Origin of the sequence: Blastopirellula marina DSM 3645 (assembly GCF_000153105.1) — a bacterium.
GTDB lineage: Bacteria > Planctomycetota > Planctomycetia > Pirellulales > Pirellulaceae > Blastopirellula > Blastopirellula marina.
Genome location: NZ_CH672377.1, coordinates 1,350,947 through 1,375,460, shown reverse-complemented (window position 1 = coordinate 1,375,460; position 24,514 = coordinate 1,350,947). Strand labels below are relative to the sequence as shown.

Here is a 24,514-nt window from a genome sequence, read left to right as displayed (position 1 = left end):
GAAGGATTCGTTCGTGCGAGACAGCTGTAAACTAAAAAGCCTGATGCTGCTATCCGCCATCCTCGTGATGGTAGGCTGCACAGCGCCTGGCGCTCACGTCGCGGCCCTCCCATCGACGTACTCAGCCGGATCTGCGGATCGCACGCTTGTCGCCGCGGCCAAGCCGCCGATTGTGCGCGCTCAAGATGCGCCGTTGACGGCCGAAAGCGGTGCGCCGCGACAAGCTTCGCCCGGCAATGACAGTCAGTATCGCAGCGGAATGCCCGCGTCGGGTCAGCCAGTTCAACAGGTCCAATACGAAACGCCCCCGCTGCCGCAAGCGCCGGTTAATGGACAAAACGTTCCGCCGGGCAACTACACCGCGGCGCCGCAAGCGAACCCGTACCCGCAGTCAAGCGTCGTCGGCGCCGCGCCGTACAATCCGAACGCTTATCAGCAATCGGTCGACAATGGCTATGCTCAACAGCAACAATTGCCGCCGCCTGCTTCGATCCAACCGCTGGGACGTCCTCTCGGCGGTGCTCCGATGTTTAGCCCGCCGCTTGGTCCGGATGCGATCGTCGGTCCAAATCCGATGTATGATCCAGGCCGGCAGCAATACATTCCCGGACGCACCGCGGATATTTTGGTCAATGCTCAAGAAGCGCAGACCGGACGCTTTCAGTTTGGCGTCGGCGTCAACTCGGATGCCGGCGTGACGGGATCGATCGTCGTTGACGAACGAAACTTTGATTATTCAGCGGTACCGACCAGTTGGGATGACGTCTGGAATGGACGTGCGTTTCGCGGGGCAGGGCAGGGGTTTCGCTTGGAAGCTTTGCCGGGTACCCAGGTGCAGCGATACATGGCGACGTTTACCGAGCCCTACTTGTTTCGCAGCAACGTCAGCATGAATCTGAGCGCCTACTACTTTGATCGCATCTATCGCGATTGGAACGAAAACCGCGTTGGCGGTCGTGTGGGACTTGGCTATCGTTTGACCCCCGACTTGTCGGTCGGCGCCAACATTCGCATGGAAAACGTCGACATCTCGGATCCCCGCTTGAATGGCTCGTCCGAATTGAATGACGCTCTCGGCACCCATGATTTATTTAGCGGCCAGTTGACGGTTACGCACGACACGCGCGATCAAGCGTTCGCACCGACCGAAGGTCACCTGCTTGAGTTTAGCTTTGAACAAGCTTTCGGCAGCTACAGTTTTCCGCGTGCCGAAGTCGATATGCGTCGCTACTTTTTGTTGCGAGAACGTCCGGACGGCTCGGGACGACATACGCTCGGCATTTCCGGACGCGCTGGGTTCTCTGGTTCCGATACGCCGATCTTCGAGAACTACTTTGCGGGCGGTTACTCGACGCTGCGTGGTTTTGATTTCCGCGGCATCGGTCCCGTGCAAGGAGGCGTCTATACCGGCGGTCCGTTCCGTGTTTTGGGCTCGGTCGAGTATACGTTTCCGATCACCGCCGACGACATGCTGAAAGGGGTGATCTTCACCGACTTTGGTACGGTGCAAGAGTCGACGAAATTTGTCGCCGACGAGTTTGAAGTTGCGCCTGGTTTCGGTCTTCGCGTTTCCGTTCCGGCTTTGGGTCAGGCGCCGATCGCGCTCGACTTCGCGTTCCCGGTTAACAAAGCCGATACCGACCGCACGCAGGTCTTCAGCTTCTTCATCGGCTACGCTCGCTAAGAGTCGCCCATTCGGTGATTTTCAGGCGTTTGCGTTTCTTCGCGCTTCGGGCTGCGAAGAGGGAATTGGCGCTAGTACGTCCGCCATTCAAAGTACTCTTTGTGATAGCCGGTGTGGCCTGACCATTTGTCGCGCGCTTTGCATGTGCCGAAATAGCCGTAGCTGTACGCCGGCGTGCTGACCGAATAGCCGTACCCCTGGTAATAGTGGCCGTAGTACGGAGCGGCGTTTGACTTCTGCGGAGTCAGAATCAAATAAGACGGCGGAGCCGCCTGGCCGATCGCAACCATGGCGAGGCTAAGCGTCAGAGATGCCAAGAGAGTGCGAATCATCGGAAGCGGCCTTGCTGCAATAGAAAATGGGGCGCTGGTGCAATCTCTCTTTGCATCGGCAATCGTGACGTTATCGGCTGATCGATGCTCGCTGCGTCGGACCGTTTTTCGTCAGTCAGTTCGGCTAGTAGCGATCTTGCCGATTATGCCGGGGCGTGGTTATTCGAGCGTCCGCCCGATTGCGTAGACTTCTTCGGCGTTCAGAACCAGATCGTTCTGCTCAAACAGACGCGCTAGGGCCCGCTTGTGAATCTTCATTTTCGTTCCGCCGACGCCGATGGCGCCGTAGCAGATTCGCCCATCCCGATCCTGGGCTTTGTCCATCGGGTCGACCCCTTCCAAGCCAACCGGCGGCGCCGCGTTCAGATCAATCAACACTTGCAAGTCGGCCGCTTGTCGCAAGTTTTCTTGACCGGCGAGTCGCACGTTGGCGGCCCCGGCGGCAATCACGACGGCGACGCCGTTCAGGGCCGCTTTCAGACTGTCGTCGTCGCTGACGGCGAACGGCCGGAAGGCGCCGTCAGCGACCTCGGCTTGCAGGCTCTCGCAGACCTTGGTCGCTTTTTCCAGTCGCCGCGATGCGACACGCACATGAGCGCCTTGTTGGGCCAAGAGTCGCGCCGCACGCTGCCCCACCGGACCGGTTCCCGCGAGCACAAGCGTCTCGGACCCGGCGAGTTGGAGATGTCTGCCTGCGGCCAAGACGGCCGCGGCGGCGGTGGTGTTGGCGCCGTTGGGGTCAAACAAGATCGAAACGCGCAAGGGGCCGAAGAAGCTGCCGACGGCGGCCGACAGCAACGTTTCGGCCTGTGCTACGTCGCTGCCGCCGATGAAGATCGCCGAACTCTTCAACTCGGCCGGCGAGCGTGTGAAGATCAAGCCGTAGACCAAATCACGGACCTGCGCGGCGCTGACCCCGCCGTGCCGAAAGAGTTGATCGACGCCTGAGTCGACAGCGACAACGCTATCGAAGGTGCTGATTTGCGGGTCAGAATCAAGCTGCAACAAGACTTTGGAGATCGACATGCGAACAACTCACCGGTGGGCAAAAAAGAAAACCGCCCGGGAAGGACGGTTTTCTGAAGTTGTCGAAAGAGCAAGAGCGCCGTCAGGCGACTTAGAAGCCGCGGAACGGATGGGCCGCTTTATCTTTGCCGGCCAAAACTTCGTCGATGGTCGGTTTGCCGCCCATGGCGCCGGCGATCGCCGCTTTGGTCGCTTCGTAGTTGTACTCGAAGATTTTCTTGTCGTCGTCCGCTTCCCAGTGAATGAAGACGCCGCACACGATCACGAGATCTTCGCACTGATCCTTCGGGATAACGCCGGCTTCGACCGAATCGGCGACCGCTTTGGCGACAGCCGCTTGGGCCGGGCCAAACATCTGGGTCGCTTGCTTGGCGCCTTTGATGGTGACCTTGGTGATCGTGACCGTCGCCGGTTTGACCAGCAGGTTCGGTTCGAGCACGGCCAGCAAGTTCGAGTGGCCAGCGGTTTGGGTCGATAGGGCGCTGGCGAACGCGGCGCCGACGGGACCGGTTTTGGAGCCGATCATGAGATCAATGTGGGCGATTTCGTTACCATCGCCGGCGAGCGCTTCGCCAATGAACATCGACATGCGTAGTTTCTCCCGGAAGTGAAAATTGGATGGAGCGTCCCGAAGGGGGGCGACCGCTTGGGGAAAGGCTATCGGGGCGGCATCCCTTGCAGCGCACAGTCGCGATAAAAAGAGCGCGAAACGCATCGGTTCAGGGCGATTGCCGTAGTGCAAAACTTATCAAACCCACACGCGATTGCAACCATGGAAGCCAAGCGGGGAGCGGGGCGCAACGAAAAGACCGCCGCGTGACGAAGGCCACGCGGCGGTCGAGCGATAGGCGAGAAAAAACAAAGGTGGGCTGGCGAACGCTACTTCACCAGTTTCAGGGGACGGTGGCCAGCAACCTGGCGGAAGATCTCGGTCAAATCCTCCGAATACTCATCGACGGTTTGACCACCGGGAACGTTAAAGTGGACTCCGCCGGTGATTTCGGCGACCTGATCCATCAACGCTTTATCGGCGCCGGCGCCAAGACTGATGGTGATGATCGTAAAGCCTTGATCAGCACAGAGATAGGCTTCGTTCAGCACGTAATTTTTAGCGGCGTTATTGTTGACTCCTCCATTGACCCAGTTCGCCTGACCGTCGGTCAACAGCACCATCATTTTCACGGCGCCTTTGCGGCCGCGCGTTTGCAACTCCTCGCGGCCCACGGTCATCCCCCCACCGATATTGGTGTAGTTATGATAGTGACCAGCTTGGCGCTGCCGTGACTGGGTCATGATGAACGGCAGATTTTCGGTCAACGTCGATTCGAGCAGGCCGTCTCCGTTGGGCGCGTTGTAAACAGCCAGACCGATCCTGTCTCTTCCGTCCCCTTCTTGCATGAAGTGAATAAACAGATCCACCGAGTTTTTCACTGCGGTGATCGGCTGGGCGCTGGCTTTCCACAAGTCGGGCGTCGAATTCGAGGAATACTGACGCTCCAGCAAATAGTTGATCCAGTTGAAATAGCCGAAGCGATACCGATAGCCGGCGTTATTATTTTGTCCTGTCCCGAGACAATAGTTGACGTAGTCGTTCCAGCTTCCTCCGGGATAGGGATAGGCGAGGTTATCCAAACCGAGCGCCGTCTTGATTGTATTGATTCGTTGACCGTCAAAATCAAACGACTGCACTTGGTCCGAATTATTAGAGTTCTTGCCGCTGGTCACCCAGACGTAGCGGATTTCTTTGTTGGGGTTGGCCGTATAGTTGAGTGACGAACCGGGGTAGTAGTTGTAGGTTGATCCGTTGCTGGTTTTCACGCTGATTTGCTTGATCGTCTTATCCGACTTCACCACGACCGAGTTGCCACGATAGGTGACGGACGATTTCGCCTGACCGCTTGACTGCGGCGTCGGGCCGTTGACCACAGCGTACTGCGGATCAAACTGCAGATTTCCAAAGATGGGCGATCCAAGATCAGCGTACATCTGCTGAGAGTTGCTATAGATATGATCGAAACCCAGTTTGCCGATCGAATTGAATTCGCTGTCATCATTCATCGAGCCGGAAAGGTCCAGCACCAACATGATGTCGCGAGACTGATAAGTCGCGATCGATTCGGCGGTGATATCAAACGAGTCGCGTCCGAGCAAATGCCCGAAAAAGAAAGGCATATTTTCGTAGGTCATGCGGACGCTGACCGTCGTGGGGTTCTTCTCAGCGGCCACAACTTGACCCGACGTGTCGTTCCACTCGCCGATCGTTAGCTGCAGGCCGTCTCCGTACTTGGTCAAAAACTTATCGACGTTGTCAGCGGTGTTTCCCTCGGTAAATTCTTTCCATTGCAGCCCGACAGGATTGTGCGTCAGGTATTCGTGCACCGTGCCGGTAGCGACATCTTCCCCTTCGATCAACGTTCCGGCGCCGGCTAGCGCCGCTGAATCGACCGATCGCTGCAATTGCGACTGCATCGTGAACATGTAGCCGACATCCACGCTGAGCGCCATGAAGCCCATCATCACGATCATCAATACGGCGGCCAGCACGACGATCACCCCGCGACGAGGCGCAGGACGTACGGAGTACGGTTTTTCTCGATCTCTACGACGCGACGACATTTCGACTCTCCTACAAGTGTTGGGCGAATGGGCGCAGCAGCCGACAGGACGGCGCTGACGCGGGTATCATGGACAAAATTAGCGGGGAGAGTTTTGGCTTCGAGCCGCTTCGTGCGGGTTCGTCGCGCTATAGGAACGGCAGGCGAACGCCTTCCGCAGCAATGGGAAACAGAAAAGCCAGTCGAAATGAATACAGTGTCCTTGCCCAATGGAAACCATAGCTCGAAATCTTTCGGCAGGTCGCCGCAGGGAGAAAAAATCGCAAAAATCGTCGTGAACCTTCCATGACTCACTCTCCCACTCCCTTGCGCATCGCCGTTGTGGGATCTAGTTGTCGCGCCGCCGTCGCTTGTTTGCGGCGCAGCGACGTCGCCGCCGTCGCTGCGGATCAGTTCGCCGACGCCGACCTGCGGCAAATGGCGCAGGCATGCCAACTGGACAACTATCCCGGCGATATTCCGGCGTGGCTAGCGACGACCGATGCGACCCACTGGATCTATGTCGGGGGGCTCGAAAATCATCCCGACATCATCGCCGCCGCCGCTGCGGTCCGACCTCTGTTGGGCGTTGACTCCCCTGCTCTGCCGGCGATTCGCGATCCTCTGTTGTTGCAGTCGCGACTACGGGACGCCGGCTTTCGGTTTCCCGAGACGCAGGTCGAACCTCCCTCCGCAGGTCGCTGGATCTTGAAGCCGCGTCGTTCGGCTGGCGGATTGCAGATCCGCGAGTTCTCGCAGCCAACGCCAAACGCGGATGTCGTCTATCAACGATTTGTCCCTGGCCGTTGTTTTGGCGCCGCATTTGTCGCGATCGCAGGAAAAGCTCAATCGCTCGGCGTTACGCGGCAATTGAGCGGGCGAAAATGGAAGGCGCCGCAGCCTTTTCAATACGCGGGTTCGATCGGGCCGATCCAACTGCCGCAGTCGCAGCAACAACAACTTCAGTCGTTGGCCGATTTCCTGGTCGCTTCAACTCAACTGCAAGGCATGTTCGGCGTTGATTTTATTGTTCGCGGCGACGAGCTATGGCCGTTAGAGATCAACCCGCGATTTACAGCCGCGATGGAACTGTCGCCGGTCGATGTCATGCGGTTGCATCTGTCAGCGTGGCTGCCCGAATGGAGGAGCGAGCATCCAGTGCGGAAACCAACGGCCCCCGCAATAGGCGGCAAACTGTATCTGTTCGCGCCGTGCGATGTTGCGTGGACGGAATCGCTCGGTAGGACCTTGCAGCAAACGGCGGCGGAGATATCGCTCGAAATCGCCGATATCCCGATGGCTGGCGTCAAAATTACCCGGTCCGCGCCTTTGTTGACGCTGCTTGGCTCTGCGGCCGAACTGGGCATCGTGTCGAGCAGACTACGAAACGGAGCGAAGCGGGTGCTGCAGCGGCTGATAGCGGACAAATAATCCGGCGCTAGTTTTTTCGCTTACGCTGCTCGGCCGTGGCCAGCGCTTCTTTTAGATCGGCGCTGGTCGGTTTCCAGTTGCGACCGGCGTGCTGCGGTTGAAAGTCGTCGACTTCGGCCAGCCGAGCGATTTCGCGCGTCGCTTGTTCCATCAACTCTTGCGGCGTGCCGGTCGACGTATCAATCGGCTCGCCAATCTTGACGATCACTTTGGCCCGCATCATGAAGGCGCTTTGCGGCGTTCGGTCGTAGGGCGCGCCGATGATATAGATCGGCACGATCGGCACGCCGGCATGTTGAGCGATCATCGCGGCGCCGGGACGAACCGGCAGCAGCAGCTGATCGGTCATGTTGATTCGCCCTTCTGGCAATACGCCGACCAGCTCTCCCGCTTTCAACAGATCGATCGCGTGGCGGATCGCTTTGGTGTCGCGACCTCCTCGATTGGCCCCGATGGCGCCCGATTGTCGTAGGAACCATGCTAGAGCAGGGTGTTCGACGTACTCTCGAGCGACCATCCAGTGGACGACGCGATGCGCAGCAACTTGAATGAAAAAGGGATCGGCGCTGCTACGATGGTTAGCGATCAGGACGGCGCCCTTGTCGATCGGAACGGGCAGATTCGGAGGAATCGACGTCCGCCACCAACATCGGGAGAAGACAATGTTGATGCAGGCGAGGACGTATCGCGGAAACGTATAAACGCGCCGCGACCAGCCGGTCAGCCACCAGATGACTGGTATCGCCAGGATCGAGATCAAAAAAATCGCTGAGATGATGTCGCGTATCAACGCGGCGTTTCCGATTCGAACAGGGATAGGAACAAAGATGCAGATAGGAATTGTGAGCGATACGCACGGTCAGGTCGAGTTCACTCGTGCAGCAATTCGCATGCTGGAGTCGTTTGAGGTCGCCCAGGTGATCCATTGTGGCGATATCGGCGGAGCCGCGATCGTCGAACTTTTCAGCCAATGGCCGACGCATTACGTCTTGGGGAACGTAGACCGCGACCCCGAGTATATCCAGGAAAAAATTGAATCGGCAGGGCAAACTTTTTGCGGAATGTTTGGCCAACTGACGATCGCCGACCGGAAAATCGCGTTTCTCCACGGTCACGACGAAAATCGACTGAAATCAACCATCCATTCTGACGCGTTTGATTTGGTCTGTCATGGCCATACGCATCAGGCCGCCAATTACCTGGTCGGAAAGACGCGCGTGCTGAATCCCGGCGCCTTGTTTCGTGCTAGCCGTCACACGATCGCGATTGTCGACTTGCCCGAGTTAGAAGTGAACATCGTGCCCGTGTAGGCTGGGTTAATCGCGCCACGAGACTGGGATCGGGTTTTTAGGACTTCGCCCGCACTAGCGCACGATCCGCTTCGCGCTGCAGCGCTGCTCGCACGCCGACATAGGTTTGGTGTCCCTTTAGGCAGGCCGAGCGAAACGTTTCAGGGCGGCTGACCCCTTTCAGGCGGAAAGTCTCGATATTGTCGAGAAAGAAGATCATGTCGCCGGCATTGTACCACGCTTGTCCCGGCCGGACTTCGATCTCGATCCGATTGAAGCGATCGAGATCAACCCAGCGATCCGGCTTGCCGTTAAGCCCTTTCTCGATGATCACGCGGCGATTGGTCAGCCGATAGTGCGTACCGACGCCGGGCGCTGCGTGCCACAAATAGATCGCGGCGCCGATTGGGCTGGTCGCGAGCGCCAGCAAATTGCCGACGGTGACAAAGCGAATTCCTTGGTCGATTTCGTACAAACGGCCGAGCAATCGCCCTAGTCCTGATGCTCCGTTCGACGGCCAGACCGTCATGACGCTGGTTTCCGATCCGGCGCTAGGTGCGACTCCGGCGATGGCCTGAGACATCGGCAATCTTTCTAGGGCATGCAGGGTAGGGAAGCGCTGTATTAACTTCGCCTAGTCTATCAGACGAGCCCCGGGACCGACCAGTAGATTTTGCGTCTCTACGGCGATCAAATGCGCTTCTGCAGGATGTGCCAGAAGACGGCGCTGCTTTCGATCATCGAGCCGACAACCAGTACGCCGATCATCAGCGGCATGTTGATCCCGGCGTCGCCGGCGCTCGTGATGCAATAGATAACGCCGAGTACCTGAATGAGGCCGCCGACAATAATCAGCAGAATAGAAAGCGGATTCATAGATTCTCCCTGATGTTTTTCTCTGGTTGTTCTTTCAGAGTATTCGTGACTTTCGCGGTGAAATTGTCGAGAGAGATCCCATGAAACGCAAAAACCAGGCGATCGAGCGGCGAGCAACCCGCTCAATCCGTAAATTGCGCAAGACCTGAGATCGAAAACGCGTGAGGGGATTATTTCACTTTCAAAATGATCCCATGCACAACCAGCACCGCGCCGGCCGACAACAAGCCCCAGCCGATCCAACTGCGGGGGCGAATCATGTGGCGCTGGTCGGTGTTCTCGACGATCATGCTTTGCAGCGCCCCTTCGGTCGTATCGGTTGACGGGCCTGCGTGTCGCGATAAGAGTCGCGTCGCCGTGGGGGTCAGTGTGAACGACTCGACCGATTTCAGCGTGACGCCGGCTAGCAGCAAGATCGCGCCAAGATAGATCGCATGCAGCGGCCAATCGCCTCCTTTGCGCGCCACGTAACCCTCCTGAGTTCGCCTGGTTTAGAACAACAGCGCAACCGCGCCCAGCGCCAGCAGACCAACGGCGACCCAATCGCGCCGCGTCCAGAATTCGCTCTTGCCATTGTAGCGAACGTAGTCGAGCAGCGCGCCGGTTGGGCAACCAAAGCGACAATAGGCCATCGGCGTGAAGAGCGACGCGACCAGTCCGACGACCGCGACGCCGATGGTTCCCCAGCCGGCGATGTGCCAAACATAGGCGTCAAACGGCTCGATATCGACCAGACTAAACGACCACCGAGCCGCCGCGACCAACACGACCCACGCTAGCAACACGCTGGGGATCGCTTTGAGCCAGGGGAGAAGTTTTTTCGATGGTTTCCATTGCCACTTGATCCGTCGTTTGGTCCATTGCTGCACGACGCCGTGCGGACAAAGATGACTGCAATAGACGTTGGTGCGGGTGAAGATCGGCAGCGCGAGGGCCGCGCCGACCAGCAGCACCAACCCAATTGCCAACTTCCAGGGGACGCCGTTTTGCGCCCATCCGACCAATAACGCTTGCGATACAAAGTCGCCGTTGGCGAAACCTAGATAGACGAAGACGACGATCTGAAACGGGATCCGCGCCCACGGTTTTCCGCGCCAAGGACTAAACGCCAGCAGCACGCCGACGATCACGACGGCGATCGTTTTGTAGTCGCGCTCGCGTAGGCGAATCTGGTCTTTCTCATCCGCTTTGTTCCGCGCCAAGTACGACTGCAGCATGTCATCCGCCGCGTAATAAACGCCAGTCGCCGCCGTTTGGCTGGTCATGGTCGCGCCGGAGACGCCTTCGATTTGCAGTTCGCGCAGATCGGTTTCGGGCAAAGCGTAGATCGACTGTCCGTTGAGTAAATTCAGAAAATACTCGTCCTCGCGAACGTAGTCGATGTACGGCTCATTGTCATAGCTGCGGACCAGCGCCATGCCGATGATGATGTCCTGGTTATCCAAACCGACTAGCATCTCGGTCGGACCTTGATAGCCGACCAGGTTGTCGGCCGCCGGCGAGGTCCGCAGAATCTTGCCCAGCGACGTCGCGTCTCCGTTTTTGACGATCAGCAGTGACGGATAGATTTCGTCCGGCTCGAGCGACTGGGCGGCGGGAAACAGCTTGCGAACGATGCCCAACTTCGGCAAGTCCGGAAACTTCAGCGACTTTTGGCCGCCGCCGAGTCGGCGCTGGACCGCTTCGATCATCGCCAAGCTAGTCAGCGTCGCGCCGGAGACGGCGTCGATGTCGGTCTGGCGGATCGCCTCGTCGCGGGTCAGGCCGTCCAAACTGTGCAGAAAGGGAGCGTGGCGCTCGACTTCGCGCGCATGTTCACGCGTGTCGCGACTCGAAAGGATCGCCAGCCCGCTGATTTTTTCTGCGGTTGAAAAGCCGATCAGCACGTTGGTGGGGCCTGAGAAGCCGATCGCTTTGTCGCCGGCGGGGGATGTTTGTAGAACGCGACCGAGCGTCGCGTTGGCGGCGTCTTTTACCGTGCCATCGTCCGCGACGTGGTCTGCGGTAGGAAAGAGCTTTTGGACGATCGCGATGTCTAATACCGGCGCCGGCCCGTCGTGAGCCGGCGCATGAAGGGTCGCCGCCAAGTGAATGATTAGCGCGATCGCAACCAAGATCAGCACGCGCCCGGCGTGGACGAAAGGTCGCCAAGCCGGGCGTCGCTTTTGCGGCTCAGACATTTACTTCTTGGTAGGCACAAGCTGAACTGCGTCGGCATGGACGGTCCCGCCGGCGCCGGCCGTCGCGACGACGATGGTGACCACTTCACCCTTGTCGAGCTGCAACTCGCCCAGCGAAATAAATCCACCTTCGATCGGCGGATCTTTTTGCTGGTTGATCTTCACTTCCAAGCGATCGTTTTTCGTTTCGACCATCACGGGAACCGTCTTGCCGCGGTTCTCGTGCGGCTGGTAAGCGAACCGAACGTCATAGACGCCAGATTCCGGGGCTTCGATCGCGAAGCGAACTGCTCCGCCGCTGTCGCCGCCGGCGTAAAGATAGCCGTAGCCAACATAGCCTTTCAGGCCGGTGCCGCCGTTCCAGTTGCCGATCCGTTCCGCTTCGGCGTCGTCGACGACCGTGCCGTCCAATTTGTTGGGATCAAGTCCCGTCGGCGGACCAAGAGGACCGGCGAGCGCTGGAATGTCGTCGGGGATTTCGATTTCGTCGTTCAAGTCGGCGCGATGGGCTTTGCCCGGCAGTTTGAGCAGCGTGTCCATCTCGGGCCAGTAACGTTCGTACACTTCACGCGGCGTGCAATCGTACGTGGCGCAGATGCTGGCCGCTTTACCGACGACTTCACCCATCATGCCGCAGGTCTTCATCACGCGGACGGTGCCGAGGGCTTCGTGATCGACGCTGATACAGCGGCCGGCCATGAAGAGATTGTCGATATTGCGTGAGTAGAAGCAGCGGTAAGGAACCGGATAGCCAAAGTTGCGATCGACCCGTTGATCATGGACCGCGATCGAGATGAACGGGTTGTCGGGGAACTTTTCGGCAAATTGCTTTTTCGGGTAGTGAAGATCGATCGACCAGGTGCTCGGCACGCAGCCGTCCGAGAAGTCACGCTTGCTGATGATGTCGTCTTGGTTCAGCACGATGTCGCCTTGCAGCAGACGCGATTCACGCGGCCCACCCACATAGGCGACCCAAGTCAGATAAGCAGGTGCGTGCTTGTCGGCGCCATCTTTGTTTTTCATCGCGTTGAACGCGCCATAGACGGCGCGCAAATTCCAGTCGCGGATTCCTTCGGCGTCGCCGATCGCATCTTTGTCGAAGCCGCTTTCCCAGAACCACTGCCCGTGATGGTCACGCGGATAGGGAAAGTCTTTCATCGTCAGGTCGAGCGCCCAAGGCGTCGCCGGAAACTCGCGCGGCTTGTCCGCTTCGTCCCAGGCCCACATGTTGCTCATGCCCATGCGGCCCTTTTCGGCCATGTCAAAATCAGCGCCCGCCAAAAAGCCGATCGTGCCGTGTCCGGTGCAGTCGACATACAGCTTGCCGGTAAACCGCTTTTGTTCGCTGGTTCGCGTATCAAACGCGTAGACGCCGGCGATCTTCTTTTCGCCGTCCATGTCGACTTGATAGGCGTGATGATTCAGGAAGAGGTCGATATTCGGCTCGGCGCGAACGACCGCTTCCTTCTTGGCGTCGCCAAACTCTTCGTACGTCCCCGGCGATTTCTTCGCGTGGTCCGAAAATTCCTCAATGATCTCGCCGACGCGGGGGAACTTGCCGCGGCGAATGTTACCCATCGCCCAGACGCGAACTTCACTAGAGCCGTTGCCCCCCAGAACAGGGCGATCTTGAATCAACGCGACTTTGCAGCCCATGCGAGCCGCCGACAAAGCGGCGCCCATGCCGGCGTACCCGCCGCCGACCACCACCAGATCGTACCCGCTCTTTTCGGTCGGCTTTTCTTTCAGGCCTAGCAAGCGACTGCGCCAGGCCGGCAAGATCGCGCTCTCATTGGGAGGCGTCGCATCCTCTTTCGTAAAGAAGATCGCATCGCAGCGACCATCGAAGCCGGTCAGATCGTGCAGCTTTAGCTCCACTTCTTTCGCGTCGATTTGGACCGTTCCGCCAGCTTGCCAAGCCCACTTTGCGCCTTGGGCGCCGAACGTTTCGCCCAGCGGCTTGTCATTGACCAGCAGTTGAAAACGACCAGGCGCGCCGGGAGCATTCCAGCGTGCGACCCAATCTTTCGTCCGCACGAAGACTTTGTACTCACCGGTCTCGGGAAAGGCGACCTTTGCCGTCGCGTCTGCGACCGGCGTGCCGAGGCCATGCGCCAGCAGATAGGGCGAGCCCATCTCGCGAATGAACTGCGTGTCGAGTTTCCAGCCGCCGCGCTGATCAAAGCTCTCGGCCTCGATCAAGACCGACTGGCCAAACACGGGGGCGACACATGCAAACAATAAGAGAGCGGATAGCAGTCGGCGCACGACGGATGCTCCAGATGAAAGGGCAGGAGGAAGGCGGGATTAGACGCAGCGCTCAGGCCGTAAGAAAATAGGGCCTAGATCCGGATTTTACACGGACATGTCGTCCCAAGATACTTCTCTTGCCGATTTTCGTGCTTCTCTTACTCGCAGAACCCTAGAAGCGAGGATGCGGCTCGTTGGGGCTCGTTCCCAGCTCGATCGGAACGGCCGCGTCGGGAGACTCGAGCGACAATAGTTGCTCGACCATCGTTTGCGTGTCGTCGGCGTAGTTCGAGATCCGCAGTTCCCACAAGGGGCGAATCACCCCGGTTGAATCGAATATTTCCGGCCCGAAGCAGGACATAATTGCCGCTGTGATCCGCTGATTAAGGTGCGGGTGAGCCGGCGTGTCAATCGTGCTGCTGCGGAAAGCGTCGAGCGCCGAAGAGAGCAATAGCGGCCAGCCGGCGCTGTGCGATCCGTCGCGAGCTTGCTCGCGAATATCACGCGAGAATTCTTGGACCCGCTCGTTGTCGAATCCCATGTTTTTTACATCCGTAGCGACCGAAACGTAGCCCAGCAGCATATCGGTCCAACGTTCGGTCCGGCGGCGGAGTCGGTTGAGTTTGACCGCCAGGTCGGCGTCGAGTCCACGACCATAGACCATCAGGTTGAGCGCCCGGTTGCGAGCTTCGAGGTGCCCAATAAAGACGCTGCGAACGGTCGCTTCGGCCGTTTCGCCGCGATGAATTCGGTCAAAGGCGATGCAGAGAGAAGTCCAGACGCGAGTCAGCACATCGCTAATTAAGATCTCTTCCAGGATGGGACGGATCGTTTCCCAGTGTCCCGGCAGTTGCGCGGTGGGAGCTTCTTTGACGCTTTCGGAATGATCCTTGAGCAAGCGGCCCCAACGATCGAGACGTGATTTGGAGTGCGTCCAGTATTGTTCGAGCCCCTTGGGTGAAATCTGATTCATCGTGCGGATTTGAATCGGGGCGTGCGTCGCCAACAGGGCGGCCAGTTGGACTTGGTCTCGTGCGTGCATTCGGTGATTTCTTCGGCTCAGGCGACAAGGAGGCAAAGGAAAAAAGGGCCGCGAGAGCCCGAGGGGACAAGGGCTCTCGCGACAAGCAGCTGGCCTGGGGGAAGGTGGGGGAGACGCTTCAGGCGATGAGAGTACCTTTTGCATTCGCCGGGCCAAAACCGAAGAATCTGGCGATCCTGCTGCGTAAGTCTTTTCTGACAAGTGGTTTGAGTTTGCATCCAATCTGCCCGCTGCGATGCAAATGTTGTTATTCGGCATCATTTCCCAGAGACGCATGTTGCCGCGGCGCAACCACGTAGCGTCAGATCATCATGTAAACCAATGACTGAGTATTTGCGTTTTTTGTGCGACTACGGCATGATGAAGATCTCTTGTCGATTCCTCACCCATGCAAGGCTGCTCGTTGCCTCGATTTGCAGGTCACCTGGCGCTCGTCACGCTGCTGTTTGCCGTGCTTCCCTTGTCTGCACAAGAGGAACCGCGGTCGCTATTGGAACAACAGGGTTTGGTGAAATACGGCCGTCGCTGGATTTTGCCGAGCGAAACGAACCTAGCGCCTGAGCTGCGGCAACTCGATTCGTTGGAGCAACAGCTCAGCTTCTTTCAGCGACAAGTCAGTCTGGCCAAGGACGACAACGCGCGGCAGTGGAAGCAAAAGCAGGCCACCCTGGCCGGAATTGACCGCTTGGCGAAGCATCTGAAAGAGCATGCGGTCGGCAGCGATCAAGAGAAAGAGCTGGCCCAGCAGATCGATCGACTTCGCAAAATAGCGACCACCGCCGGCGATGCGGTCGAGCCGGCGACGCTGGCGGCGCAGCCGAACATCCGCGAGTTGCTGATGCAGCAGGCGCAGTTGTTGGCGACGCTGACAACGCGGACCTTCCAACTGCGGGAAGAGATGGTCGAGCTCGATCAACGTTACGCTTTAATAAAGTCGAAGTTGCCGGAAGCCGAGCAGGGGAATATCGGCCCGCTAGAACCGCTAGCGCGCCGCTTAGGCAGGCTCGCTCGTTTCGAACGACTCGCGCGCCAAGACCGACTGCCCATCTTCCTCCAAAATGGTCAGCCACGGGTTGCCGCGGTCCTGGATCAAGACAATCCGCAAATCTTTACCTGGAATCCGCAAGGACAAGAAATAGTTTTGACCGCCAATATGGCCCAGAGCGTGGGTGTACGTTACACGCCAGAGGAAGGGGCTGAGGTTGTGTTGGACAAGCAGAAAGTGAAGGTTCGGCGCGGTCGAATCGCGGCGCTGCGCGTCGGGCCGGTGCTGTTGCAGGACGTTGCTGTGTCGGTCTTGCCTCCGGAGCAAGAGTATAGAGGCGGATTTCTGGGCGGTAAGCTGTTTCAGCATTTCCAGCCGGGACTGGTGCTCGAAGAGCTTTCGCTGCGGTTTGATACGGCGGCGATGGAAGCCACCGCCGATCATTAGCTTCGGCAGGGACGGATGACTTTTCCGATTCTAACCGTCAGGCAAAGCATTCTCAGGTTTGCGGGCGTCGCTTCCGACCTTAGTATGATAGGGAAACGCCAAGGCGATGACGTTGTTTCAAATTTGACCGACCTTATAATTACAACGTCAAGGTGTTTCGGTAGGAGAAATGCGGGTTGGCTGGTAAACCCAAGATCCTCTGTTTGTGCGCTCCAGGTGGACAACACTCGGTACTGGAGCAACTGCGCACTGACTACGACATCACGGAAGCGCAGACTCCGCTGCGCACCTTCGCGCTCTTGAAGAATCATGAGTTCGACGGCGTCTATATCTGTACGGACTATTTCGACGACTCCGCCCGCATCGGCAGCTTGCTGCAAAACGAGCGGATCCTGGAGGGGATGCCGGACGGCGTCACGATGCTCGATCGCGACAACACGGTGCTCTGGGCGAATAGCTGTTTGCAGCGTTGGGCCGGCTGCGACGACGTAGTCGGCCGCAATTTTTACAGCGCCCTCAATAGCCCCGAAATTCTGGGGCCAGACTTCTGTCCGTTCCATACGGCGCTGACCTCTGGCCGACCAAGCACGTCGACGTTGCGTACCGAAGAAAACCAGTATTACCAGGTGCACGCCGCGCCGGTTATTACGGTCAACGCACCGCCGAAGAACCTGATCGTCACGATCCGCGACGTTACGGAAGAAGTGCTCCAGCGGCAAAAGCTGGAAGCGATTCACAAGGCCGGCATCGAACTGGCCGATCTGACGACCGAAGAGATCTTCAACATGGAGGTCTCGGAGCGGATCGAACTGCTCAAGTCGAATATTCTGCATTACACCAAAGACCTGCTCAATTTTGACGTGATCGAGATTCGCTTGCTCGATCAACGGACCGGTGAGCTCGTCCCGCTCCTTTCGGTCGGCATCGACAAAATCGCGGCCGAGCGTGAGCTCTATGCGCAATCGACCAACAACGGCGTGACCGGCTTTGTCGCATCGACCGGCAAAAGCTATCTTTGCGAAGATACCCAGTCCGACCCGCTTTATCTGGAAGGTTTTAAAGGGGCCAAAAGCTCCTTGACCGTGCCGCTGATCTTGCACGACGCGGTGATCGGCTCCTTCAATGTCGAAAGTCCCGAGCCGCGGGCCTTTACCGAAAGCGACCTGCAGTTCCTCGAGATCTTCTGCCGCGACCTGGCCCTGGCGCTCAACACGCTGGAGTTGCTCTCGGCGCAGCAGGCCAATACCGCTCAGGCCAGCGTCGAAGCGATCCATAGCGCCGTCGCATTGCCGGTTGACGAGATCCTGAACGACGCCGTCAACGTGATGGAGCGCTACATCGGCCATGACGAGGAAGTCGTCGATCGCCTCCGCCGTATCATTCAAAATGGTCGCGACATTAAACGCGTGATCCAAAAAGTCGGCGAGCGGATGACCCCCAGCAAAGCGGTCCCGGCGTCGGTACAGCCCGAGGTTCGCCCCCGTTTGCGAGGAGCCCGCGTGCTGGTCGTGGACGAAGACGAGTCGGTCCGCAGCGCCGCTCATGCTCTGTTGGACCGTTACGGCTGCGATATCGAAACCGCTCATGACGGGGCCGAAGCTTTGTGTATGGTTCGCGCCGGCTTGCATGGCTCCGGCTACGACGTGATCATTTGCGACGTGCACTTGCCGGACATGTCGGGCAATCGCTTGTATCAACGCTTGAAAGATGTCGTCACGCCGGTGCCGATGATCTTGATGACCGGGTTTGGTTACGATCCAGGGCACTCGATCGTCAAGGCGCGCCAGACCGGGCTGTTGCCCAACGCAGTCTTGTACAAACCGTTTCGCTTGGATGACTTGCTGGCGACGGTCGAGCGTATCATCGAAGCTTACGCCAATCAGCCCCAAGCCGCTTCGCAATAAACCTGCCTGGCGACTTTGCTGGCGCAAACGCCCCCTGCAGGGTTTCGATCGTCCGGCAACGCTCGCCGTTGAACCGAACGACCTTGCACGATGCACTCTCTCCTGGTTTGGCTGCTGATCCTGCTCGCTCTGGCCGGACATCTGGCGCTCTGGTCGCGGATCCACTGCTTCTTTCATTCGCTTCCCTGGAAGCAAACCGTGATCGACTGGTTGGAACTCGCGATCATGATCATCACGGCGGTGACGCCGATTGGTTTTGTCGCCTACTTTCTGTGGGGACCGCCCCTCGACTGGAGCAGCCGCGCGGTCTGGTTGGAGTTTCCCCTGATCTACTTTTGGGCCTGTTGGACGGCGCTGCTGGTCGCGTGCGGTTTGTGGGTTCAGCATCGTTATGACGAACGGCATGCGGCGAACTATTTCACCAGCAAGACGCTCGCTTCCATCGATCTGACCCGCGAGTTCGATCTGGCGGAACTCGCAACCCCGGTGGTTCGCCTGGCGCAGCGCTTTCCCGGCAATCAAATCTTCCAGTATGTGGTCACTGAAAAAGAAATGTTCCTGCCGCGGTTGCCGGCGGCGCTCGAAGGGGTGACGATTACGCATCTTTCTGACTTGCACCTGACCGGCGAGTTTCTCCCGCCGTTCTATCAGCATGCGCTGGCAGCGGCCAATGATCTGCAGTCCGAACTGATGGTGATCAGCGGCGATATCTTTGATAAGGATCGCTGTATCGCGTGGACCGAGTCGACGCTGGGCCGGTTGTCGGCGCCGAGCGGCGTTCATTTTGTGCTGGGGAATCACGATACGCGACTTTCTGATATTGCGTCGGCACGAGTCGAACTCAAGAGCCAAGGTCTGATCGATCTCGGCGGACGTTGGCTGCAAACCAACGTTCGCGACACGCCGATCATCCTGGCCGGCGACGAAGCTCCCTGGTTATCAACGGTGCAGGATATCGACGCTTGCCCGACCGACGAAAACGGGGAGCGAATCTTTCGTCTGCTCGTCGCGCATACGCCGGATCGCTTGCACTGGGGCGCCGCGCACGACTTTGATCTGATCCTGGCCGGACACAACCACGGCGGGCAAATTCGCCTGCCAGGCGTCGGCCCACTGATCAGCCCTAGCCGCTACGGGGTCCGCTACGCCAGCGGCGTCTTCTACGAAGCGCCTTCCCTGATGCACGTCTCCCGCGGACTCTGCGGCACGTTCCCCTTACGCATCCGCTGCCAACCCGAAATCACGCGTCTGATCCTCCGCCGGAAGGGTTAGCGGAAAGCGGACCGGATCGGACCGCTCGCCGGAATGACGAATTAAGCACCACACTAGCCCGAGTGCGCCAGCCGAAGGGAATGCGGCAGGACACTCCGGATAGGGTTGGACCGGACCGCATTTAGTTTTCCGACGGAACACCGGACCGTGTCATCTTTTCCTTCGGTGGGCCTGAGTGGACTGGACCGATGAAGTTTTTTTAAATGTCTCCATTTCCGCCAGATGTTAACCTGCGTGCTTTAGGAGAGCTCATCGCCTCGTTGGACCGGACCGGACCGCTGCATTTTTTTCGATCAACTGCCCCAAATTGCCCACATGTTAGTCTGCGCAACTTGGCGCTGCCGCTGGCACGGCCTGATCTACGGTTTGACCAGTTGGACCGGACCGCTTGCCATTTTGTCCGAGAGTCAATCTGGGAGGGTGCGTCTGGTGTGTAGATCGTACACATAGGTAACACCTGCGCCCGGTCGCTCGCATGGTTTGAGCCGACCAACAACCGGCAACGGCGCAAGCCGCCGCACCCCTCAATCGACGCGAAATCCGTGCGCTCTGTCAACGGACAACCTTGGCGGCCCATTGATGAGTAAAGCGAGCTGCGATTGACGTTCGTCATCCTGCTGCTCGAAATCCGGTAAATTGGCTTTTGCGATCTTCTGCCGGAAACAGCGTGTTGAGCCCCACTCGCGACGATACATCAGGAAACGTCATGACCACCGTTCCCCCCTGCATTGTTGGGTCGAGCGCCCCGGAATTTACTTTGCCTGCGGCGCTGCCTGATCTTGGTCAGCAGCGCCTCCAATCGGCCGATTACCGCGGACGTTGGCTCGCGATTCTGTTCTATCCGCGTGACTTTTCGTTCGTTTGTCCGACTGAACTGACCGGTTTCAGTGCAGAGAAATCACGATTCGACGAGCGCGGCTGCGACTTGCTGGGGATTAGCATTGACTCGGTCGAGTCGCATTTAAAATGGCTGCAGACGCCTTCAAGCGCCGGCGGAGTCGAAGGCTTGCAGTTTCCGCTCGCTTCCGACCCGCACGGCGAACTGTGCAAACGGTTTGGCGTATGGCGCGAGCAGGATGGTCTGCCCAATCGAGGTTTGTTCCTAATCGATCCGAGCGGGCAGCTGCGCTATGCGGCCAGTTATGACTTGAGCGTCGGCCGCAATGTCGAAGATGTGTTGCGTTCGTTGGATGCGCTCCAGGCCGGCGGCGTCTGCCCAGCCAATTGGAAGCGGGCCGATGGGGTCCTGGATGTGGCGTCGCTGTTGCAGCCGGGCCGAGTTTTGGGCCATTACCGCATCGAACGCGAGTTGGGCCGCGGCGCTTTCGGCCAAGTTTTGCAGGCCGACGACTTGCGACTGGAGCGCAAGGTCGCGCTCAAAGTGATCTCGAAACAGGATGGCCAAACCGAGACCAAGCTTCTGCGCGAGGCGCGTTCCGCCGCAAGCATTAATCATCCGAACGTTTGCACCGTCTACTCGGCTGATACGATCGACACGCTGCCGACCATTGTGATGGAGTACCTAGAGGGGCGCCCGCTGGTCGAGGTGATTGGCCATGGATTCGACCAGCGCCGGTTCCGCCGGATGGCCCACAAGATTGCGTTAGGACTGTCCGCCGCACACGCCCAAGGAGTCGTGCACGGCGACCTAAAACCAGCGAACATTTTGCTCCGCGAAAATAACGAACCGGTCCTTGTCGATTTTGGACTCGCCCAGTCGCTACGGCAAAACGGGGTCGAGTCAGCAGCAGAGGTGACACCGAGCAAAGACGCCGGCGAATCGCCGCTCGATCCAAGCAAAACGCTGGAATTCGCCGCGGCCACCGCCACGACATCCCGACCAGGGGGAATCTCTGGAACTCCGGCCTACATGTCGCCGGAGCAAGCCAGCGGAGAACGTTTGAACGAATCGAGCGACATTTTTTCGCTGGGATTGATCTTCGCCCAGATGTTAACGGGGAAGTCGCCGATGAGCGACTTGTCGGTAATCGAGATTATCACTTCGTTGCGGAGAAAAGATTTCGTCGAGTCGCTGGTCGAGAAGATCCCGAGCACGTATCGGGCGGACCTGGTCGACATGTTGGCGATGAAACCGGAGGAGAGACCGAGCGCCGGAGATGTTTGTCAGCGGATGGCGCAATAGGATTGCCGAAGTCGGATTGGTGGGTTACGCAAACCGGTCTGGCGTTTTGAAGTTGGTTGCCGTGATTCGGTTTGGCTGCTCCCAACCCTACTAGGCTTCATCAGCCGTGCGGCTGATTTCTCCTTACTTGGGCCGAACGCCGAGAGCGGCCTACAGATAAACCCGCCGGTTATAAATCCACCACTCGACCAGCAGCACCACGATCGCGGCGGCGACGATCCATTTCCAGAAGTCGACGCGGACCGGTTCCCAGCTGCTTTGGCCTGCGATCGGTTCGCCCCAGTCGGTGGCGATCGCGTCGGCTGGCGGGATGTTCGATTCTTGGGCGTCGAAGATGTTGACCGAAAAGCTTTGGGTGACGTCGGGGCCGTTTCCTTCGCGGACGTTATAGGTCCCGAGCTGGTCGGTTTCGCTGAAACTGAAGATGTTTTTTCCTTCACGACCGATCGTGCGCTCTCGACCCGTGGGAGGCGAAACTTTGACTTCGGGGACCGGCGTCGAAGTACGCAGTTCGATCGGCATGCCGGGGCGAATCGATAGGTCGCCGCCTCCTTGGCGGACGTCGCCCAGGTACTCGATCACGTTTTTGACAAAGACCGGAAAGCTTTGCCGCTTGGGCCATTCGGTGTTGTAAAGCGTCGAGCCATCTTTCTCGATCAGAAAATTGAAGCCGAGCACGGCGTCTTCAAAACCTTTGCGGGGAGCGATCGCCAAGAGCGGACCAAACTGCGAATCGATCAGCGTTGTGCCGCCTGAGACTTCGACCGGGTTGGCGTAACCGATCATGACGTTGGTCATCTCGATAAAGTTCATCAGCGGATGCGAGTGGGCGATGTCAATCACCTGCGGCACGGTCACTTCTTCCCCCAGCTTCCACTGATCGCCGGGCGGGATCGCGCCTAGGAAGAGCGTGCTCGATTCGGGCATCGTCTCTGGCGAGCAGTTGTCGTAGATGATCACGTCAAAGACGCCGGTCGCCGCTTCCTGTTTGTATTGATCTCCTTGCAGATAGCTGGGCTCGACCATGGTGGTGCGGGCCAGGCGGGTGATCGCTTCGGTCGCCATCGCCAAGCGAAAATAGTCGTTGCCTGGGGTGACCATCAACACGTTCGCTTTGCGCGGTGGATTGATCGCCGCATAGGCGACGTTGTCGTTGGCGAGCGCATCGTCGACTTCGATTTGCAGACGCAACTTGCCGGCGTCGAGATCGCCCAGTTCAAACTGAAGGCCGGCGGCCCCTTCTTCAGGCAGCTTGACCGTTTGGGCGTCGAGCAGTTCATCGTTGTAGTAAAGTTGGGCGGCGACCTCGTCGGGCGCGGCGCCAAAGCGTTCGATGCGAGCGTAGGCCTGGAGTTCGTTATTGCGATCAGAATTGCGCTGCGTGCTGAATGCGATGATGCCGACGTTGCCGCTCAAGGGGTCGCCGATCGGCACATAGACCGGGGCCAAATTGCCAAAGGTAAAGTCGGCGATCGGCGGAAATCGCCCATCGCTGAAGATGTAGAGCGTCGCCGGTTTTGCTTCGGCGACGCCTGCGTCTCCTTCACTAAAGGCCGTTTGCCCCGGATTGGCCAGCCCTGACGCGACGCGGAGCGCTTCGCTGATGTCGCTGACCCGATTGGTCGGTTCGATCGCGGTCAGCTTGCGCTGCAAGATGCGACGATCGTCAGTGAAGGCCTGCTCGATCTTGGCTCGATCGGCGAAGCTGACAAGCATCGCGACGTCGCCTGATTGCATCTGATCAATCATCTCGGCGATGCGGCGTTTGGCTTCGGCCAGGCGGTCTGTTTGTCCTTCGACATCGGCAGAGCTCATGCTTGCCGAATTGTCGACGAGAAAGACAAACCGATCGCCGATCAGCTTTTGGCCTTGCATGCCGGGACGCAGACAAGCGAGGAACAGCAGCAGCACGAACAGCAGTTGCAACAGCAGCAGGATGCTTTGTCGCAGTCGTTGCCAAAGGCTGTTGACGTGCAGGTCCTCGATCGTGCGGCTCCAAAGATAGGTGCTGGGCACTTCGAGCGGCTGGCGGCGCAGCTTTAAAAAGTAAAGGGCGATGATCGCGAACGGCACGATGGCCAAGAGCGTCCAACCCAACCAACCTAGCGTCGGGAGAAACATTAGCGGACGAGCCCCCTCTGTCGCAGATACGAGGAGACGATTTGATCGACCGGCGTTTCGGTATTGGCCAACATGTAGGTCATGCCGCGTTTCGTGCAGTACGACTTGGCCCCTTCGACGAACGCGTTGAGCGTCTTTTTGTATTTTTCGAGCAGCGGCCGACTGACGGTGATTTCGGCGGCGTCGGCGTCTTCACTGTCGACCAGACGCAAGTCCCCTTTGATTTGCTCTTCGGGATTCAGTTCGACCGGCGACAGCGTATGAATGACGTAAACGTCCATTTGCTGGGCGGTGAGAAAACGGAAGGCCGCTTCGTAGCCGGACTTGTCCATCAGGTCGGTGATCAGCACCAAGACTCCTTTGCCTTGGTTGCGGAGACAGAACGATTTGACCGCTTCGAGCAGCGACACGTTTTCGCCGGGCTCGATCTGATTGATGTGATCGAGCATCCGCATCAGGCTATGCCTGCCGCGTAAGACGGGGCCCGGCTTTCGCAGCGGCGTGCCAAACGATTCGCATTTGACGCGGTCGGCGCGGCAGAGCCCGATGTAGCAGAGGGCGGCCGCCATCTGTTTGGCGAAGTGAAGCTTGGTCGGCTCGCCAAAATCCATCGACGTGCTCGCGTCGATCAACGTAAAGAAGTGGAGGTCTTCTTCTTCGAGAAACAGCTTAAGGAAGAGCTTGTCGAGCCGCGCGTAGGTGTTCCAGTCGATAAAGCGGAGATCGTCGCCGTGGACATAGTTGCGAAAGTCGGCGAACTCGACGCTCTGCCCTTTCCGCTTGCTGCGGCGTTCGCCCTTCATCCGCCCACGAAATATCTTCCGGCTGACCAGCTCAAGTCGTTCGAGCTGGGCCAACATTTTGGGCGAGAGCAGTTCGATTGGAGAAGTCGTCGTGACAGGCATACGCGCGGGTGCGTCCTCTGGCAGGGTCGGCGA

At 58.5% G+C, this 24,514-nt stretch carries 20 protein-coding genes; 7 read left to right on the top strand and 13 right to left on the bottom strand.

Annotated features, from left to right (window positions below):
- Window positions 1-13 precede the first annotated feature (13 nt).
- Window positions 14-1,684 (top strand): BamA/OMP85 family outer membrane protein, encoded by a 1,671-nt coding sequence (locus tag DSM3645_RS24615; protein ID WP_131282823.1) that lies wholly within the window; start codon window positions 14-16, stop codon window positions 1,682-1,684.
- Between the two features lie 71 nt (window positions 1,685-1,755).
- On the opposite strand, the gene DSM3645_RS24610 is transcribed toward DSM3645_RS24615, so the two are convergent.
- The 4 genes from DSM3645_RS24610 to DSM3645_RS24595 all read right to left on the bottom strand — a co-directional run bounded on the left by DSM3645_RS24610 (window position 1,756) and on the right by DSM3645_RS24595 (window position 5,658).
- Entirely contained in the window at window positions 1,756-2,016 is a 261-nt protein-coding gene (locus DSM3645_RS24610; RefSeq protein WP_002655340.1) for a hypothetical protein, read from the bottom strand.
- Between the two features lie 159 nt (window positions 2,017-2,175).
- The gene (locus DSM3645_RS24605; protein ID WP_002655339.1) at window positions 2,176-3,042 is read right to left on the bottom strand and encodes an NADP-dependent methylenetetrahydromethanopterin/methylenetetrahydrofolate dehydrogenase; all 867 of its coding nucleotides are present in this window, start codon (window positions 3,040-3,042) and stop codon (window positions 2,176-2,178) included.
- Between the two features lie 91 nt (window positions 3,043-3,133).
- Entirely contained in the window at window positions 3,134-3,631 is a 498-nt protein-coding gene (fae, locus tag DSM3645_RS24600) for a formaldehyde-activating enzyme (protein ID WP_002655338.1), read from the bottom strand.
- Window positions 3,632-3,921: 290 nt separating this feature from the next.
- Window positions 3,922-5,658, bottom strand: coding sequence for a pilus assembly protein TadG-related protein (locus DSM3645_RS24595; protein WP_002655337.1), 1,737 nt, complete (start codon window positions 5,656-5,658; stop codon window positions 3,922-3,924).
- 284 nt (window positions 5,659-5,942) lie between these two features.
- On the opposite strand from DSM3645_RS24595, the gene DSM3645_RS24590 reads away from it, so the two are divergent.
- Window positions 5,943-7,067 (top strand): ATP-grasp domain-containing protein, encoded by a 1,125-nt coding sequence (locus DSM3645_RS24590; protein ID WP_040352989.1) that lies wholly within the window; start codon window positions 5,943-5,945, stop codon window positions 7,065-7,067.
- A 7-nt stretch (window positions 7,068-7,074) separates the two neighbouring features.
- Here the strand turns inward: DSM3645_RS24590 and DSM3645_RS28970 are convergent, their stop codons facing one another.
- A complete protein-coding gene (locus DSM3645_RS28970) occupies window positions 7,075-7,857 on the bottom strand; it encodes a lysophospholipid acyltransferase family protein (RefSeq protein WP_002655335.1) in 783 nt (260 codons plus the stop codon).
- 37 nt (window positions 7,858-7,894) lie between these two features.
- Between DSM3645_RS28970 and DSM3645_RS24580 the strand changes: the two genes are divergently transcribed.
- On the top strand, window positions 7,895-8,377 hold the full coding sequence (locus DSM3645_RS24580; protein WP_002655334.1) for a metallophosphoesterase family protein: 483 nt from the start codon (window positions 7,895-7,897) through the stop codon (window positions 8,375-8,377).
- A 37-nt stretch (window positions 8,378-8,414) separates the two neighbouring features.
- Here DSM3645_RS24580 and DSM3645_RS24575 read toward each other — a convergent pair whose 3' ends face one another.
- The 6 genes from DSM3645_RS24575 to DSM3645_RS24550 all read right to left on the bottom strand — a co-directional run bounded on the left by DSM3645_RS24575 (window position 8,415) and on the right by DSM3645_RS24550 (window position 14,704).
- A complete protein-coding gene (locus DSM3645_RS24575) occupies window positions 8,415-8,939 on the bottom strand; it encodes a PH domain-containing protein (RefSeq protein ID WP_002655333.1) in 525 nt (174 codons plus the stop codon).
- Between the two features lie 107 nt (window positions 8,940-9,046).
- Window positions 9,047-9,232, bottom strand: a complete 186-nt coding sequence (locus DSM3645_RS24570; protein WP_002655332.1) for a hypothetical protein — start codon at window positions 9,230-9,232, stop codon at window positions 9,047-9,049.
- Window positions 9,233-9,402: 170 nt separating this feature from the next.
- The gene (locus tag DSM3645_RS24565) at window positions 9,403-9,699 is read right to left on the bottom strand and encodes a hypothetical protein (protein WP_002655331.1); all 297 of its coding nucleotides are present in this window, start codon (window positions 9,697-9,699) and stop codon (window positions 9,403-9,405) included.
- 24 nt (window positions 9,700-9,723) lie between these two features.
- Window positions 9,724-11,412 carry an FMN-binding protein gene (locus DSM3645_RS24560; protein ID WP_002655330.1) on the bottom strand — a complete coding sequence of 563 codons (1,689 nt, stop codon included), beginning with the start codon at window positions 11,410-11,412 and terminating at the stop codon, window positions 9,724-9,726.
- Window positions 11,413-13,671, bottom strand: a complete 2,259-nt coding sequence (locus DSM3645_RS24555) for an FAD-dependent oxidoreductase (protein ID WP_237564955.1) — start codon at window positions 13,669-13,671, stop codon at window positions 11,413-11,415. It lies immediately after the preceding gene.
- 163 nt (window positions 13,672-13,834) lie between these two features.
- On the bottom strand, window positions 13,835-14,704 hold the full coding sequence (locus DSM3645_RS24550) for a hypothetical protein (RefSeq protein ID WP_002655328.1): 870 nt from the start codon (window positions 14,702-14,704) through the stop codon (window positions 13,835-13,837).
- A 403-nt stretch (window positions 14,705-15,107) separates the two neighbouring features.
- Here DSM3645_RS24550 and DSM3645_RS24545 point away from each other — a divergent pair, with 403 nt between their 5' ends.
- From DSM3645_RS24545 to DSM3645_RS24530, 4 genes are all read left to right on the top strand, one after another.
- Window positions 15,108-16,136, top strand: a complete 1,029-nt coding sequence (locus DSM3645_RS24545) for a hypothetical protein (protein ID WP_131282821.1) — start codon at window positions 15,108-15,110, stop codon at window positions 16,134-16,136.
- 176 nt (window positions 16,137-16,312) lie between these two features.
- Entirely contained in the window at window positions 16,313-18,040 is a 1,728-nt protein-coding gene (locus tag DSM3645_RS24540; protein ID WP_237564928.1) for a hybrid sensor histidine kinase/response regulator, read from the top strand.
- 90 nt (window positions 18,041-18,130) lie between these two features.
- A complete protein-coding gene (locus DSM3645_RS24535; protein ID WP_002655325.1) occupies window positions 18,131-19,312 on the top strand; it encodes a metallophosphoesterase in 1,182 nt (393 codons plus the stop codon).
- Window positions 19,313-20,018: 706 nt separating this feature from the next.
- Window positions 20,019-21,455: a protein kinase domain-containing protein gene (locus tag DSM3645_RS24530; protein WP_040352988.1), complete on the top strand. Its 1,437-nt coding sequence runs from the start codon at window positions 20,019-20,021 to the stop codon at window positions 21,453-21,455.
- A gap of 150 nt (window positions 21,456-21,605) precedes the next feature.
- Here DSM3645_RS24530 and DSM3645_RS24525 read toward each other — a convergent pair whose 3' ends face one another.
- Window positions 21,606-23,576 (bottom strand): vWA domain-containing protein, encoded by a 1,971-nt coding sequence (locus tag DSM3645_RS24525; protein ID WP_002655323.1) that lies wholly within the window; start codon window positions 23,574-23,576, stop codon window positions 21,606-21,608.
- Window positions 23,576-24,481 (bottom strand): DUF58 domain-containing protein, encoded by a 906-nt coding sequence (locus DSM3645_RS24520; RefSeq protein ID WP_002655322.1) that lies wholly within the window; start codon window positions 24,479-24,481, stop codon window positions 23,576-23,578. The genes DSM3645_RS24525 and DSM3645_RS24520 overlap by 1 nt, the downstream gene beginning before the upstream one ends.
- Between the last annotated feature and the right edge of the window lie 33 nt (window positions 24,482-24,514).

Excerpts from the sequence above, each read along its gene's own strand:
- DSM3645_RS24605 (WP_002655339.1), bottom strand. The coding sequence starts at position 3,042 with ATGTCGATCTCCAAAGTCTTGTTGCAGCTTGATTCTGACCCGCAAATC.
- DSM3645_RS24520 (WP_002655322.1), bottom strand. The coding sequence starts at position 24,481 with ATGCCTGTCACGACGACTTCTCCAATCGAACTGCTCTCGCCCAAAATG.
- DSM3645_RS24550 (WP_002655328.1), bottom strand. The coding sequence starts at position 14,704 with ATGCACGCACGAGACCAAGTCCAACTGGCCGCCCTGTTGGCGACGCAC.
- DSM3645_RS24580 (WP_002655334.1), top strand. The coding sequence starts at position 7,895 with ATGCAGATAGGAATTGTGAGCGATACGCACGGTCAGGTCGAGTTCACT.
- DSM3645_RS24575 (WP_002655333.1), bottom strand. The coding sequence starts at position 8,939 with ATGTCTCAGGCCATCGCCGGAGTCGCACCTAGCGCCGGATCGGAAACC.
- DSM3645_RS24535 (WP_002655325.1), top strand. The coding sequence starts at position 18,131 with ATGCACTCTCTCCTGGTTTGGCTGCTGATCCTGCTCGCTCTGGCCGGA.
- DSM3645_RS24570 (WP_002655332.1), bottom strand. The coding sequence starts at position 9,232 with ATGAATCCGCTTTCTATTCTGCTGATTATTGTCGGCGGCCTCATTCAG.
- DSM3645_RS24590 (WP_040352989.1), top strand. The coding sequence starts at position 5,943 with ATGACTCACTCTCCCACTCCCTTGCGCATCGCCGTTGTGGGATCTAGT.
- DSM3645_RS24530 (WP_040352988.1), top strand. The coding sequence starts at position 20,019 with ATGACCACCGTTCCCCCCTGCATTGTTGGGTCGAGCGCCCCGGAATTT.
- DSM3645_RS24525 (WP_002655323.1), bottom strand. The coding sequence starts at position 23,576 with ATGTTTCTCCCGACGCTAGGTTGGTTGGGTTGGACGCTCTTGGCCATC.
- DSM3645_RS24560 (WP_002655330.1), bottom strand. The coding sequence starts at position 11,412 with ATGTCTGAGCCGCAAAAGCGACGCCCGGCTTGGCGACCTTTCGTCCAC.
- DSM3645_RS24610 (WP_002655340.1), bottom strand. The coding sequence starts at position 2,016 with ATGATTCGCACTCTCTTGGCATCTCTGACGCTTAGCCTCGCCATGGTT.
- fae (WP_002655338.1), bottom strand. The coding sequence starts at position 3,631 with ATGTCGATGTTCATTGGCGAAGCGCTCGCCGGCGATGGTAACGAAATC.
- DSM3645_RS24595 (WP_002655337.1), bottom strand. The coding sequence starts at position 5,658 with ATGTCGTCGCGTCGTAGAGATCGAGAAAAACCGTACTCCGTACGTCCT.